This window comes from Martinezella calliandrae, from assembly GCF_030272695.1.
In the GTDB taxonomy this organism is placed as follows: Bacteria; Pseudomonadota; Alphaproteobacteria; order Rhizobiales; family Rhizobiaceae; genus Rhizobium; species Rhizobium calliandrae.
This window is the reverse complement of record NZ_JARFYN010000032.1, coordinates 13,325-26,441: the sequence shown is the minus strand read 5'-3', so window position 1 is coordinate 26,441 and position 13,117 is coordinate 13,325. Positions and strand designations below refer to the sequence as shown.

At 59.5% G+C, this 13,117-nt stretch carries 16 protein-coding genes; 10 read left to right on the top strand and 6 right to left on the bottom strand.

What is annotated here, in order from left to right; translation table 11 throughout:
• The first annotated feature begins 35 nt into the window (after positions 1 to 35).
• From PY650_RS22250 to PY650_RS22220, 7 genes are all read left to right on the top strand, one after another.
• Complete coding sequence (locus PY650_RS22250; RefSeq protein WP_285881728.1) at positions 36 to 1,214, top strand: cell wall hydrolase; 1,179 nt, start codon at positions 36 to 38, stop codon at positions 1,212 to 1,214.
• A gap of 305 nt (positions 1,215 to 1,519) precedes the next feature.
• On the top strand, positions 1,520 to 1,864 hold the full coding sequence (locus PY650_RS22245; protein ID WP_285881727.1) for an AtpZ/AtpI family protein: 345 nt from the start codon (positions 1,520 to 1,522) through the stop codon (positions 1,862 to 1,864).
• Positions 1,865 to 1,942: 78 nt separating this feature from the next.
• Positions 1,943 to 2,695, top strand: coding sequence for a F0F1 ATP synthase subunit A (locus tag PY650_RS22240; protein WP_285881726.1), 753 nt, complete (start codon positions 1,943 to 1,945; stop codon positions 2,693 to 2,695).
• A gap of 69 nt (positions 2,696 to 2,764) precedes the next feature.
• A complete protein-coding gene (locus PY650_RS22235) occupies positions 2,765 to 2,992 on the top strand; it encodes a F0F1 ATP synthase subunit C (protein ID WP_028750571.1) in 228 nt (75 codons plus the stop codon).
• Between the two features lie 79 nt (positions 2,993 to 3,071).
• Positions 3,072 to 3,665: a F0F1 ATP synthase subunit B gene (locus tag PY650_RS22230; RefSeq protein ID WP_285881725.1), complete on the top strand. Its 594-nt coding sequence runs from the start codon at positions 3,072 to 3,074 to the stop codon at positions 3,663 to 3,665.
• A 3-nt stretch (positions 3,666 to 3,668) separates the two neighbouring features.
• Complete coding sequence (locus tag PY650_RS22225) at positions 3,669 to 4,160, top strand: F0F1 ATP synthase subunit B (RefSeq protein ID WP_285881723.1); 492 nt, start codon at positions 3,669 to 3,671, stop codon at positions 4,158 to 4,160.
• Between the two features lie 128 nt (positions 4,161 to 4,288).
• Positions 4,289 to 5,062 (top strand): phosphotransferase, encoded by a 774-nt coding sequence (locus tag PY650_RS22220; protein WP_285881722.1) that lies wholly within the window; start codon positions 4,289 to 4,291, stop codon positions 5,060 to 5,062.
• Between the two features lie 16 nt (positions 5,063 to 5,078).
• Here PY650_RS22220 and rnhB read toward each other — a convergent pair whose 3' ends face one another.
• Both rnhB and PY650_RS22210 read right to left on the bottom strand, forming a co-directional pair.
• Positions 5,079 to 5,738 carry a ribonuclease HII gene (gene rnhB, locus PY650_RS22215; RefSeq protein WP_285881772.1) on the bottom strand — a complete coding sequence of 220 codons (660 nt, stop codon included), beginning with the start codon at positions 5,736 to 5,738 and terminating at the stop codon, positions 5,079 to 5,081.
• 103 nt (positions 5,739 to 5,841) lie between these two features.
• On the bottom strand, positions 5,842 to 6,999 hold the full coding sequence (locus tag PY650_RS22210) for a PA0069 family radical SAM protein (protein WP_285881720.1): 1,158 nt from the start codon (positions 6,997 to 6,999) through the stop codon (positions 5,842 to 5,844).
• Between the two features lie 242 nt (positions 7,000 to 7,241).
• Between PY650_RS22210 and PY650_RS22205 the strand changes: the two genes are divergently transcribed.
• Both PY650_RS22205 and PY650_RS22200 read left to right on the top strand, forming a co-directional pair.
• Complete coding sequence (locus PY650_RS22205) at positions 7,242 to 7,760, top strand: glycosyltransferase family protein (RefSeq protein ID WP_285881718.1); 519 nt, start codon at positions 7,242 to 7,244, stop codon at positions 7,758 to 7,760.
• A 181-nt stretch (positions 7,761 to 7,941) separates the two neighbouring features.
• Complete coding sequence (locus PY650_RS22200) at positions 7,942 to 8,256, top strand: hypothetical protein (protein ID WP_285881717.1); 315 nt, start codon at positions 7,942 to 7,944, stop codon at positions 8,254 to 8,256.
• A gap of 41 nt (positions 8,257 to 8,297) precedes the next feature.
• Here the strand turns inward: PY650_RS22200 and moaB are convergent, their stop codons facing one another.
• The 4 genes from moaB to PY650_RS22180 form a co-directional block, all read right to left on the bottom strand.
• Positions 8,298 to 8,852, bottom strand: coding sequence for a molybdenum cofactor biosynthesis protein B (gene moaB, locus PY650_RS22195; protein WP_285881715.1), 555 nt, complete (start codon positions 8,850 to 8,852; stop codon positions 8,298 to 8,300).
• Positions 8,852 to 9,766: a 4-(cytidine 5'-diphospho)-2-C-methyl-D-erythritol kinase gene (locus PY650_RS22190; protein WP_285881713.1), complete on the bottom strand. Its 915-nt coding sequence runs from the start codon at positions 9,764 to 9,766 to the stop codon at positions 8,852 to 8,854. The genes moaB and PY650_RS22190 overlap by 1 nt, the downstream gene beginning before the upstream one ends.
• Positions 9,767 to 9,774: 8 nt before the next feature.
• Complete coding sequence (locus tag PY650_RS22185) at positions 9,775 to 11,631, bottom strand: tetratricopeptide repeat protein (protein WP_285881711.1); 1,857 nt, start codon at positions 11,629 to 11,631, stop codon at positions 9,775 to 9,777.
• 122 nt (positions 11,632 to 11,753) lie between these two features.
• Entirely contained in the window at positions 11,754 to 12,770 is a 1,017-nt protein-coding gene (locus tag PY650_RS22180; protein ID WP_285881710.1) for a polyprenyl synthetase family protein, read from the bottom strand.
• Between the two features lie 108 nt (positions 12,771 to 12,878).
• On the opposite strand from PY650_RS22180, the gene PY650_RS22175 reads away from it, so the two are divergent.
• The gene (locus PY650_RS22175) at positions 12,879 to 13,109 is read left to right on the top strand and encodes a putative signal transducing protein (RefSeq protein ID WP_285881709.1); all 231 of its coding nucleotides are present in this window, start codon (positions 12,879 to 12,881) and stop codon (positions 13,107 to 13,109) included.
• Positions 13,110 to 13,117 lie beyond the last annotated feature (8 nt).

Sequence of the window (13,117 nt, the reverse complement as noted above, 5' to 3'; positions counted from 1 at the left end):
TCCGGCTCCTAGTCCAGTGCCGTTGGAGTCCGGTGTTGCCTCGTCCGAGTCGTGTACCCCGCAAGTTTGGTTTCTTGCCGAAAAACTGGACTTCGCCAGCCGTCTTCGGGTTTTGCGCCTGGCTGATCTTTCCGTCCACCGTGGCCTATGCCGATCTTGCCGGGCTGCTGGCGGGTATCGACAGGGGTAGTAGCAACTGGCGCATGGTAATCACCAAATCGCCGGCCGGTTCCACGCACCAGGAAGAGCTTGCCTTCGGCGATGCGTCCACCGCTGCAGCCGTCGGCGACGGCGGTTTGGTCATGCCCGACGGCCGCCGCGTCGCCTTCGTGTCGCAGAAAAAGGGCAGCGATCCAAGGCCCGACGAAGATCGCATCAATCGCCAGGACAAAAAGAGCCGGGTGGTTGCTGTCGCGCCGATGCAGCCGCCCAAGGATTTTTCCGCCGGCTCCGTGCTGCAGCGCGACAGCATGCTGCTCCGCCCAGAGCTTGATACCAAGGACAAGACCGCTTTCCTGAAGCCGAAGATCGGTGGCAAGGAGATCCAGATTGCCACGGCCTTCTATAAGAAAGAGCCGCCGAGGCCGGACAACAGCGTGCCGTCCTACCTTGCGAGCCTGGTGACTAGCCAGGATGCAGATGTTCTAGCTGCCGCCTATGCATCGCCGCCACCAGACTACGCCCGCGTCTCGCCCTTCGATTCGATTCTCGCCAAGGATCAGGACAACGAAGGCCGCTTCGTGCCTCAGATTGGCCCCGAGGACCATGCATGGGCCGCGAATGTCCTGCCTCCTTCGGTCTTTTCGTCGGATGAACAGCAGTGCCTCGCGACCGGTATCTATTTCGAAGCGCGCGGGGAATCCGTGAAGGGGCAGGCGGCTGTCGCCCAGGTCATCCTCAATCGCGTCCGCAACCCGGCCTACCCGAAGACCATCTGCGGTGTCGTTTATCAAAACGACAATTGGCACAATGCCTGCCAGTTTTCCTTTGCCTGCGACAACGTCAAAGACCGCGTCAATTCGCCGGAGCACTGGAAGATCGCCCGCCAGGTCGCCATGGCTGTGACCGCCGGTAGAATCTGGCTGCCAGAAGTCGGCTCCGCCACCCACTATCACGCCGTCTACGTTCGGCCGCATTGGGCGGCCGAAATGGTGAAAGTCGGTCGCATCGGCATGCATATCTTCTACCGGACCTATGGCGGCGGCTGGAGCTGACGACGACGGGGTTGACGCGGTCCGACAGGCGATAGGTGGTCGGCAAAAAGGCCACGGAAAAGCGCGGCCCGAAGAGGATTCTTTGGCCTAGTTTCCCACCGGCATCGCATGTTCGCGCTAAGATCATGTTTTAATTCGGCTAATTTATGGCTGGACAGATGGCGTCTACGCCTTGACTATGCTTTTTCCTAAAACTATGTTGCGCGCGACTTCAAACGGGCCGAAAAGGTGACGAAACCTGCCGTTCGTTTACGCGTTGACCGGGGTAATGGGGCTGCGCGCTGCGAAAATGGGAGGACATCACCATGGCGGATGACCACGACGAAGGTCTGGAAAAGCGACGAGAGCAACTGGAAGCCGAACTGGCGAACAAGCGCTCTGCGTTGGGAGAGGATGAACGAGGGGAGGTTCGCGCCGAGGAGGGCCGCAAGGGCTACGCCGAGGCGATGAAGCTTTCTAGCGAATTCATTGCTGCCATCATCGTCGGCGCTGTTCTGGGCTATCTCTTCGACCGTTTTGTTGGCACGGCGCCGTGGGGCATGATTGTACTTCTGCTTCTCGGATTTTGTGCCGGCGTGCTGAATGTTCTGCGCTCTGCAGGCAAGGTGGCGACACCGATGCTTGAAAAGCACGGGCTTGATAAGAAATGAGCTGGAACCGGCGCCGCGGCGTGGTTTCCTGGTGAGAGGCATCCGCTTTGACAAGCGGGAAAATGAAAGAGAACAGCGGTGGCAAACGGACCTACCCATCAGTTCCTGATCTTCAAGATTATACCGATTGATATCGGCGGGATTGATTTTTCGTTCACCAATGCTTCACTGTTCATGGTCGCTTCGGCAGTCATCTCTGCTGGCTTCCTTTATTTTGCCACGTCGCCGCGCAGCGTAATTCCGGGCCGCGCCCAATCGGTGGCGGAGATGGCTTACGAGTTCATTGCCTCGATGCTGAAAGAAGGAGCGGGAACCAAGGGAATGCAGTTCTTCCCGCTGGTCTTCTCGCTCTTCATGTTCGTGCTGACGGCGAACCTGCTTGGCATGGTTCCCTATTTCTTCACCGTCACCGCCCAGATCATCGTTACCTTCGCGTTGGCGCTTTTGGTCATACTGACGGTCATTATCTACGGCGTGATCAAGCATGGCTTCGGCTTTCTGAAGCTCTTTGTGCCGCAAGGCGTACCCGGCATACTGTTGCCGCTGGTGGTGAGTATCGAAATTATCTCGTTCCTGTCCCGGCCGGTTTCACTCTCCGTTCGTCTTTTTGCCAACATGTTGGCAGGCCATATCACGCTCAAGGTGTTCGCAGGCTTCGTTGCCTCGCTCGGAGCCCTTGGCGCGCTTGGCATCGGCGGCGCTATTCTTCCCCTGGCTATGACGGTCGCTCTGACCGGTCTCGAGCTACTCGTCGCCTTCCTCCAGGCTTACGTCTTTGCGGTGCTGACTTGCATGTACATCAATGACGCAATCCATCCGGGTGGCCACTAAGGATTACCGACATTGACGTCCGCAGGGCGTCAGTCATTCGCCGCAACAACCATTTCAAAGGAGTTCAACATGGAAGCGGAAGCAGCAAAGTTCATCGGTGCAGGTCTGGCTTGCTTTGGTATGGCCGGTACGGCTCTTGGCCTCGGCAACATCTTTGGCAGCTACCTGTCCGGCGCACTTCGCAATCCGTCTGCCGCTGACAGCCAGTTCGGCCGTCTGGTATTCGGCTTCGCCGTTACGGAAGCTCTGGGCATCTTCTCGCTGCTCATCGCTCTCCTTCTGCTCTTCGCCGTCTGATATCAGTGGCGTGATAGATCACGGTTCGCGGGACAGCGGGCCGTGATCCTTTGTATTTGCAGACCACCTGGAGGTGAGCATGTTTGTGACCCCGGCTTATGCTGAAGAAGCACCGCCGGCAGCCGGCGCGGTGAATACGGAGACGGGTGCGCCCGATCAGGGCCATCACGCTGGCGTATTCCCGCCGTTTGACCATACGACGTATCCGTCACAGCTCCTTTGGCTGGTGATCACCTTCGTGATCTTCTACGTGACCATGCAGAAGGTCGTCGTTCCGCGCGTTGGCGGCATTCTGGAAAGCCGCCACGAGCGCATCGCTCAGGATATCGACGAAGCTTCGCGCCTGAAAGCCGAAGCCGATGCGGCCGTTGCGACCTACGAAAGCGAGTTGGCCGCAGCACGCGCCAAGGCGAATTCGATCGGTGCCACCGCCCGTGATGCCGCCAAAGCAAAGGCTGAGGAAGACCGCAGGGCGATCGAAGCAAGCCTTTCCGAGAAGTTGAAGGCCGCAGAGGCCCGCATTAGCGAAATCAAGGCGAAAGCCTTTGGCGATGTCGGCGCCATTGCTGAAGAGACGGCAGCCGCCGTCGTTGAGCAACTAGTCGGCAGCGTCGCCGGTCAGGCTGACGTCGCCTCGGCCGTTGCCGAAGCATCCGCCAAGCGGGAGGGTTGATCCATGGAATTGGGTTTGGACGAAACTTTCTTTGCCTTCGTCGCTCTCATCATCTTCCTCGGCATCGTCGTCTATCTGAAGGTTCCGGGCATGATGGCAAAGTCGCTGGACGACCGTGCCGATCAGATCCGCAACGATCTGGCCGAAGCCAAGCGCCTGCGCGAAGAGGCCCAGCATTTGCTGGCCGAATACCAGCGCAAGCGAAAGGAAGCGGAAGCAGAAGCCGCGCATATCGTTGCGGCAGCCGAGCGCGAAGCTGAAATGCTGACGACGGAAGCTCGCAAGAAGACGGAGGAATTCGTCGCCAACCGCACGGCGCTGTCGGAGCAGAAGATTAAGCAGGCGGAAGCCGAGGCGATGAAGGCGGTTCGCTCCGCTGCGGTCGATCTGGCCATTGCCGCTGCCGAATCACTGCTTGCCAAGAAGGCCGACGGCCGCGTTCAATCCGAACTCTTCAGCAACGCCGTCGGCGAAGTGAAGACCCGACTGAACTGAGCGCACAAGCGATCGTTCTTTGGAAAAGCCCGGCTTCGGCCGGGTTTTTTGTCTTGTGAGTGATACCCCGCCACGGCGACAGCTGACAATGGATCGAAACTGGATTTCGGCCGGGATGAGGGAGTGAGATGGTCATACCGAGCAAGGACGACGGCGAAGGGCCAGTTCGCCACGATGATCTCGTCTATCGGCGTACCCGTCCCTGGACTGCGAGCGTTCACTCGCTGCTCATTGCACTTCAAAGACATGACTTTGCGAACGCGCCATTGTCCGCGGGACATGACGCGACGTGGGAAAGGGCGAGCTTTCTTCCGGGTGAGACCGGTGACCTGGGTGACAATGAGAATATGAGGTCCATGAGAGTTCTGCAGTCGGCGGCGCGGTTGCTGCGGCGTTATCATGATTGCACGGCGCTGTTTATGCGGTCGATGCTAGAGGACCAGAAATGGCAATTGCCGCCGAGGCTACCGTTCGAGGTGATCTGCCATGGCGATTTCGCACCTTATAATGTAGTTCTCAACAGCGGCGCGGCGACTGGCATCATCGACTTCGAGACGGCGCATCCTGGCCCGCGATGCTGGGATCTTGCCTACGCCATCTATCGCTGGGCGCCTCTGTCCGCGGGCGTCGTGGCCAAGGATCTCGGCGAGCTCGACACACAAATCCTCCGCGCCCGCAGCTTCCTTAATGCTTACGACCTGCCCTCACAGCAACGCTCGGCGTTGCCGGGTATGATCCTTGACCGTCTGAATGTCTTGGTCGGCTTCATGGAACTCGAGGCGGCCAATGGTGTGGAAAGATATCGCCGCAATGTCGAAGAAGGCCATGCGGACATCTACCGGCGGGATATCGCTTATATCAAAGAACACCAAAACGAGATCATGGCCGGTTTCGGGGGATAAAAAGAGCTGACTCCCGTCAGGCCTCATCGCGTCGGAGCGGCCGGAAGCTCATGCGATGGAGTGAGCAGGGACCGTGTTTTTCGATGCCGGCGCGATGCTGGGGGGTTGCGTAGCCGGCATGGGCCGCGAAGCCGTAGGCCGGGAAGACGTCTCCGGCGCGAGCCATCATCCGGTCGCGTGTCACTTTGGCTACGATCGAAGCGGCGGCGATGGAAAAGGAGCGGCTATCACCCTTGACCACGGCTTTTCCTGGGCAGGCGAGCCCGGCGGGCACATCCAGCCCATCGGTCAGGACGTAACCTGCCGGTATGGCAAGGCTGCAGATGGCGCGTCGCATCGCGTCGAGGCTCGCCTTACGGATGTCGGTGATGTCGATGCGAGCAGCACTTGAGGAGGCAATGGAGACCGTGGCGGTCGCGAGGATTTCGACAAACAGCGTCTCGCGCCTGGCGACCGAAAGCAGCTTGGAATCGTTCAATCCCTCAGGAATGCGCTCAGGGTCGAGAATTACCGCAGCCGCGACGACCGGGCCTGCAAGGGGCCCCCGTCCCACCTCATCGGCACCAGCAACGGGCCAATGTCCGGCGCGACGAGCAATCAGCTCCAGCTCAAAGGTCGGAACGATCGGCTCCACGTCAAAAAGCATGGGAGAATCGGGTGGTGTGCTGCGTGGCATGCGGCAAAGCTCGCACACCACCCGATCTCCTGCAAGCCCCCGGTGGATCATGGCGGCGAACCGGGGGCCCTTCCGGCGGGCAGGGAAGCCCGGGGGAAGGGGTTCAGAGTAGTGAAAGCTGCACGCCACTGCCATCCGGCGGCACGAATAGGTCGTCGCGTATCGCTATGCTGCGGCGCGTTAACTCTAGGCGCTTGGTCGCCATTTCGAAGCGGCGGCTGATCTGCCACGCGTAAGGACCTGCACCCTTCATGCGTTTGCCATATTCGGCGTCATAGTCCTTGCCACCACGCATCGAACGGACCAGCGACATGACATGGCGGTACCGATCCGGATGGTTTTGCAGCAGCCAGTCGCGGAAGAGCGGGCTGACCTCCAGGGGCAGGCGCAGGAGGACATAGCTCGCCTCCATGGCACCGGCGGCCTTGCCGGCATCGAGAATGCGCTCGATTTCGTGGTCGTTGAGGGCAGGGATGATCGGCGCCACCATCACGGCAGTCTGGATGCCGGCCTCGCTGAGCATCCGGATCGCCTCCAGGCGCCGCTGAGGTGTGGCAGCGCGCGGCTCCATAGTGCGCGCCAGCTTGCGGTCGAGGGTGGTCACGGAGATACCGACCCGCACGAGGCTCTTGGCCGCCATCTCCTTCAGGATATCGATATCGCGCATTATCAGCGCCGACTTGGTGACGATCGCGACCGGATGGTTCGCCTTGTTCAGCACTTCGAGAATTTGGCGCATGATCCGCCATTCTTTCTCTATCGGCTGATAGGGATCGGTATTGGTGCCGATGGCGATGACCCTCGGCTTATAGCCGGGCTTGGCCAGTTCTCGTTCCAACAGTCGCGCAGCATCGGGCTTGGCGAAGAGTTTCGATTCGAAATCGAGCCCGGCCGACAGACCCATATAAGCGTGCGTCGGTCGTGCGAAACAATAGATGCAGCCATGCTCGCAGCCGCGATAGGGGTTGATAGAACGATCGAAGGGGATATCGGGAGACTCGTTGCGCGTGATTGCTGTGCGCGGCTTTTCCACCTGCACTTCAGTTTTGAACGGCGGCAGTTCTTCCAGTGTCTGCCAGCCGTCATCGAATGTCTCACGCCGCAGCGGCTCGAACCGGCCGCTGGGGTTCAGTCCGGCACCGCGACCGCGCCTGCGGTCGATCTCGACTCTGAGCCCGGTGTCGGCGATCAAAGCATTGGCAACATCTGCCGTATTGGCAGGCGCAAATGCGGACTGCCCTGCAAGGGACTGCTGGTTCATCGGTAGCTCCGGGGCGGTTCGTGGTATGGCAACGCCGCGTCTAAGATGATTAAATTCCTATCCGACTAATGAGAACAATGCAAGAACAAAAAAATACGGAATTGGGTTCCGCCATACCGTGCATCCGCCCGGACGCTCAAGGTTGAAAGGTATCTTGAAGCTGTGTGTTAGCTTTATCTAAACCTTCGAGTTCAAGGGGTTCTGCGCTGGCAATAAATTGTGCGGCGCTTTATAAATGGGCGATGTTGACGGTAATCATTGAATGCCAGGATCAGGAACCTGAGCTGGCGCAGACATTGGCGGTATTGGTGGCGGGCGCGATCGAAGGGCTGGTGTGCGACGTCGTCGTGCTCGATCACGGTTCGCGCGACGGCAGCTCACACGTTGCCGACGCCGCCGGCTGCCGTTTCTATTCGCAATGGGATATCAAGGACATATTGAGTTCGGCGCGGGGCGATTGGCTGCTTCTGGTCGAGCCCGGCGCACGTCCGCAGGCAGGATGGATCGATGAGATCGCCGAATATGTCTCGCTGAATAAGATGCCGGCCCGCTTCACCGCTTCACGCGGCTATCGTCGCCCTTTGTTGCAGCGCATTGGACGCCGTCTGCCGCCGCTGGAGTTGGGCTTGCTCCTTTCCAAAGGCCAAGCCATCGCCGCCGCCAAAACGGGCATGCGGCTTGCCGAGTTCGCCAAGGGCCAGAAAAGCCGCCAACTGTCCAGCGAACTGATTCCCTCCTGGGTCGCGCGCGCAGCGCGGTAGCACGGCGGTTTGATCGATCCGAATTCTATTTGAAAATAAGACAATAGATGTCATAATTTTCCTATGGCGGCACCTCTCGCGTGTCGCGTCGGGCGGCCGACCATAAAGATGCCGGTATGCGGCAGAGCAGGTCAGCAGAACTCTCCTCTTCTGCCGAGTTTCCGGCGAAAGGAGGTGCGTCATGGGACGCACGATGCTCTACCGGCTTATCGGAACGGCCCTCGTGGCAACGCCAATGCTTCATCCGAGTTCAGTAGCTTCACAAGCGATGCTCGCCTGTGCCCAGCGAGTCGATATTGTCGCTTTCCTTGATGCGCAATATTCCGAAAAGCTCTCGGCCGTTGGTCAGCTTGACCCGAAGAGGATCGTCGAAATCTTCGCCGCCGAAAGCGGCAGTTGGACAATGATGATCACCGATGTCTCCGGCCGGAGTTGCGTAATTCTCAGTGGTCAGAATTGGGAATCAATTCCTGTTCTGCCGGGATCGAAGGCATAGGATTGGAAAAGTCGAGGAATAATCCTCGGCAGGCGCCAATCTTATTTCGAGCCAGCGCCGCGCTTCAAATGTTCATCGAGCCGCGGCATGATCTCCACAAAATTGCACGGCAAGTGCCGGTAATCGAGCTGCGCTTTCAAGATGCCGTCCCAGGCATCCTTGCAGGCGCCCGGGGAGCCGGGCAGCACGAAGATGAAAGTAGCGTTGGCGACACCGCCGGTTGCCCGCGACTGGATCGTCGCCGTGCCGATTTTGTCGTAGGAGATACGATGGAACACCTCGGAAAACCCGTCCATCCGCTTTTCGAATAGGGGTTCCAGCGCTTCGGGCGTGACGTCGCGGCCGGTAAAGCCGGTACCGCCGGTGGTGATGACGACGTCGATGGTTTCGTCGTACATCCAGGCTTCCACCTGGCTTCGGATAGGCTGCTTATCGTCGGGAACGATCGCGCGGGCAACCAGCCTATGGCCGGCTTCCGCGATGCGACTTACCAGCGTGTCGCCGGATTTGTCATCGGCGAGCGTGCGTGTGTCGGAAACTGTCAGCACAGCGATACCGACAGGGATGAAAGGCCTCACTTCGCTTGAACCGGCCATCATGCATCTCCCTTTATCGTTTCTGTCGCCTGGAAATACCAGTCAGGCCTTAAGCTGTGAAGCGATGCCGCGGCAGCCTTCGCCTGCTCAAGATGATCGAAGAGGCCAAAGCAGGTGGCGCCCGAACCGGACATGCGCGTAGCGACGGCGCCCTGGGTCTCGATCAATTGCGAGAGCGTGGCGATCTCGTTGCAGAGCGTCCGCGCCGGCGGCTCCAGATCGTTGCGCAACCCCTTGATCGCCTCGATCCATTGCGCGTGGTCGTTCGGCATCTGCAAAGAAAGCGCAAGCGCTGGATTGTCCTTCCGGGCGAGCAGACTAAATACTTCGGGCGTCGAAACGCTGACGAGGGGATTGCCGAGCACCATAGCGAAAGACGGAAAGTGCGGCAGCAGTTCGATCGTTTCGCCAATGCCGCGTGCGATCAGTGGCCGGCTGACGAGGCACATCGGCACATCGGCACCGAGCTTGAGCGCAATAGCCATCATTGTGTCGGAGGATGGTGCAATCCCCCAGAGCCGCATCAGCCCCCCCAGGGTCGCCGCCGCATCCGCCGAGCCGCCGCCGATGCCCGAGGCGACGGGCAGGTTCTTTTCGAGATGGATATGCACCGGCGGCGCCTCGAACCCCGCGGTCCGAGCCGCCTGTCGCAAGAGATCACGGGCCTTGAGCACCAGATTGTCGCCGGCATCCGCCTCGTCTGCAAGAAGGGGGGAGAAGCGCCCGGACAGGCTGAATTCGTCACGGTGGCTTGCGCGAAAACCGAGACGGTCGCCATGCCGCGCAAAAGTAACAAGCGTGTCGAGCAGATGATACCCGTCGGCTCGCTGGCCCGTCACTTGCAGGGCCAGATTGATCTTGGCGGGCGCTTCCTGCACGAAGTTGAAATCGCCCGCCGCAAAAATCACGTGCATTGGAGGTCTTAGGACTTCTTGTCGGCAGGCGGCGTCGTTGTATTGGGTGCCGGCGTTACCGCCGGAGCCGGATCAGGCTGCTTGGTCTTGTCGACCGTCCTGGGGTCGGTGTCGACCGCCGGCAGACCGTTGGCGATCTTTTCCTTGATCCTCGGAATATCCGCATCCTCTGGCTTGGAAGCCAGCGCGCGGTTCCATTGGTAGACCGCTTCCAGCTTGCGGTTCACACGCCAGTAGGCGTCGCCCAGATGGTCATTGATCGTTGGGTCGCCGGCCTTAAGCTGAGCGGCACGCTCCAGCTCGTTCACCGCATCGTCGAAGCGGTTGAGGCGGAAATAGGCCCAGCCGAGCGAATCGACGATGTAGCCGTCATCTGGCTTCAGATCGACGGCCTTCTTGATCATGTCCAGGCCCTGGTCGAGATTCATGTTCATGTCGACCCAGGAATAGCCGAGATAGTTCAGGACCTGCGGCTGGTCGGGGTTCAGCTCCAGCGCTTTCTTGAAGTTCGGCTCGGCCTTGTCCCACTTCTTCAGTCGTTCATAGGCGATACCGCGCTGGAAGAACACGGCCCAGTCACCACGATTCGGCACGGCACCGATGACCTGCACGGCCTTGTCGTAATTGTCAGCCATGCCCTGGAAGTCTTTGGCGTCCGAGAGAACGCTGCCATAGGCAAGATAGCTGCGGATATCGTTCGGGTCGGAATCGATCAGCGCCTTTAGATGCTTGCGCGCATCATCGACCTTACCGGCCTGAGCTAGCGCAAGGCCGAGCTGCAGCTCGGAGATACGGGCCATCGGCGAATCAGTGGGGACCTTCTTGTAGAGAGAGATCGCGCGGTCGATCTGCTCCTGCTTTTCGGCAAGCCCACCGAGCAGAACCAGCGTGTCGGCGCTTCTGGGATCGAGTGTATTGGCAATCTGCAGATAAAGCGAAACGACGTCTTCAGCGCCATCACGGTTGAGCGCCGCGCCAATGGTAAAGAGCACCGAAGCTGCACCCTGCGCGGTGTCGGTCACCTGCTGGTCCGGCACTTGACCCTTGTTAATGCTGTCGCGAAGCGCGTTCAGCGGTGCGTAATTATTGATGAGGTTGTCGCCGACCGAAACGGCATCCAGTGCCTTCTGCTTGTCGCCGGCTTTGGCTTCAACTGCCGCAAGCGCCATAACAGCGCGCATGAATGTGTCCGGAGCGGTTGCGCCGCCCGCTTTGTCGAGAATCGCGTCGTTCAAGTGCGAACGGGCGGACTTCGTATCACCAATGGTAATGGCGATGGCGCCGGCGTGGTAGTTCTTGAAGATGTTGAACCAGTCTGGTCCCCTCATCTTGTCGATCATGCCGATCGCTTCTTTGCCATGGCCGGAACCAGCACGCGCCCAGGCGAGCAGAAGACTGTTCATCATCCGGTCGAGATCGTTCGGACCATCATATTTGAGGATGTCCTGCGCGGCCTTGTATTCATGCCGGCGGATGGCGTCCATGCCGCGTACGATCGTGGTGACACGTTCGACCGAAGGATCGTTCTTTAGCTCGTTGGCATATTTCACGCCCTCTTCGAGATTACCGTTGAGCAGCAGCGAAATCATCAGTCGCTGCCGGATCTCCGGATTGCCCGGCTCGAGCATCAACGCCTTCTTATAGAGCGAGATCGCGGTGTCATAGTCATGGTCAACATCGGCAGTGCGGGCAGCAAGGAAGGCACCTGCGAAGGTGTCGACGCTTTCCGCGTCGAAGGTCGCTGGGGCACTGGCCTCGGGCGTTGCCGGAGCATCCTCAGCGCGCGCGCTATTCAGCGCGGACATCGAAAGGATCGCCGCCAGGGCTGCGCCCGAGAGGAAACGAATGGCAAGTCTCTGCCGCATTAGAAGGCCTTTCATCAAGGGATTGCCGGTGAGCGTGCCGGCGGCACAAATCGTTCGTGTCAATCATTCACAACAGGATGGCTTTTTTGAAGCGGTCCTGCAAGAAATTCGGCCGGCTGCGATTAGTTCACGCGTTCGATGCAGAAATCGATCACTTCCATGAGAGCGGATTTCCACGGCGTTTCCGGTAGCGGCGCCAGTGCGTCGCGGGCGATGGTGCCGTAATGGACGGCGCGGGCAATGGTGTCGGAGAGCGCACCGTACTTGGTGATCAGACCCAGTGCCTTTTCCAGGTTCTCGTCGCTATTGTTGCCGGCCTCGACGGCGTTGCGCCAGAATGCGCGCTCTTTTTCGGTGCCGCGGCGATAGGCGAGAATCACGGGAAGGGTGATCTTGCCTTCGCGAAAATCATCGCCGACATTCTTGCCGAGATCGGCGGCCTTGCCACCGTAATCCAGCGCATCGTCGACCAATTGGAAGGCGAGGCCGAGGTTGGTGCCATAGGACTTCAAGGCGTTACGTTCGGCCCTGCCGGCATTGGCGACGATGGGGCCAACTTCGGCGGCGGCGGCGAAAAGCGCTGCCGTCTTGGCCCGGATGACGGAGAGATAATCGTCTTCGGTGGTCTCCATGTTCTTTGAGACGGAGAGCTGCAGCACCTCGCCTTCGGCGATGACGCAAGCCGCCGATGAAAGGACGTCGAGCGCCTCAAGCGAACCGACCTCGACCATCATGCGGAAGGCCTGGCCGAGCAGGAAGTCGCCGACGAGAACACTTGCTTGGTTGCCCCAGATCATGCGGGCCGTGGACTTGCCGCGGCGCAAATCGCTTTCGTCCACCACGTCATCGTGCAACAATGTCGCCGTGTGCAGAAATTCGACCGATGTGGCAAGCTTGATGTGGTTGTCACCCTGATAGCCGTAGAGCGCGGCCGAGGAGATGGTCAGCATCGGCCGCAGGCGCTTGCCCCCGGAAGAGATCAGATGCTCCGCAACTTCCGGGATCATCTGCACATCGGAGCCGGCTTTCGACAGGATCAGCTGGTTGACGCGCTCCATATCCGCCTTGGTCAGATCCACCAACGGCTTGATGGATGCCAGTTTATTCTTGCTTTCTTCAAGCGGTATCACGACGCCCAACGATCCGGACTCCTGTTCATTTTCTGCAAAGCACAATAAGAAGGGGCGAAAGAGGCGGCAAGAGGCGATTTGTCTCGTCTCGCAAATTTGAGAGGAAACCCAAAGCTTATGCACGAGTTGATCCGCACCAATGATCCCGTTCTCCTCTCCTTCGCCGAGAGCCTGATGAAAGACGCTGGGATTCATTGCTTCATCGCGGATCAAGGCATGAGCGTTCTCGAAGGCTCGCTCGGCATGCTGCCGCGCCGTTTTCTCGTCGAGGACGAGCGTGCCGATCAGGCCCGGCGCATTCTGACCGACGCCGGCCTCGGCGACGAGTTGCGCCCGGTACGCGGCTGAGGTCTGCT

What these genes read in the sequence shown, in the direction of transcription:
- PY650_RS22220 (WP_285881722.1), top strand. Translation starts at nt 4,289, where the DNA reads ATGGTCATACCGAGCAAGGACGACGGCGAAGGGCCAGTTCGCCACGAT.
- PY650_RS22230 (WP_285881725.1), top strand. Translation starts at nt 3,072, where the DNA reads ATGTTTGTGACCCCGGCTTATGCTGAAGAAGCACCGCCGGCAGCCGGC.
- PY650_RS22225 (WP_285881723.1), top strand. Translation starts at nt 3,669, where the DNA reads ATGGAATTGGGTTTGGACGAAACTTTCTTTGCCTTCGTCGCTCTCATC.
- moaB (WP_285881715.1), bottom strand. Translation starts at nt 8,852, where the DNA reads ATGGCCGGTTCAAGCGAAGTGAGGCCTTTCATCCCTGTCGGTATCGCT.
- PY650_RS22245 (WP_285881727.1), top strand. Translation starts at nt 1,520, where the DNA reads ATGGCGGATGACCACGACGAAGGTCTGGAAAAGCGACGAGAGCAACTG.
- PY650_RS22235 (WP_028750571.1), top strand. Translation starts at nt 2,765, where the DNA reads ATGGAAGCGGAAGCAGCAAAGTTCATCGGTGCAGGTCTGGCTTGCTTT.
- rnhB (WP_285881772.1), bottom strand. Translation starts at nt 5,738, where the DNA reads ATGCCACGCAGCACACCACCCGATTCTCCCATGCTTTTTGACGTGGAG.
- PY650_RS22175 (WP_285881709.1), top strand. Translation starts at nt 12,879, where the DNA reads ATGCACGAGTTGATCCGCACCAATGATCCCGTTCTCCTCTCCTTCGCC.
- PY650_RS22205 (WP_285881718.1), top strand. Translation starts at nt 7,242, where the DNA reads ATGTTGACGGTAATCATTGAATGCCAGGATCAGGAACCTGAGCTGGCG.
- PY650_RS22190 (WP_285881713.1), bottom strand. Translation starts at nt 9,766, where the DNA reads ATGCACGTGATTTTTGCGGCGGGCGATTTCAACTTCGTGCAGGAAGCG.
- PY650_RS22185 (WP_285881711.1), bottom strand. Translation starts at nt 11,631, where the DNA reads ATGCGGCAGAGACTTGCCATTCGTTTCCTCTCGGGCGCAGCCCTGGCG.
- PY650_RS22200 (WP_285881717.1), top strand. Translation starts at nt 7,942, where the DNA reads ATGGGACGCACGATGCTCTACCGGCTTATCGGAACGGCCCTCGTGGCA.
- PY650_RS22210 (WP_285881720.1), bottom strand. Translation starts at nt 6,999, where the DNA reads ATGAACCAGCAGTCCCTTGCAGGGCAGTCCGCATTTGCGCCTGCCAAT.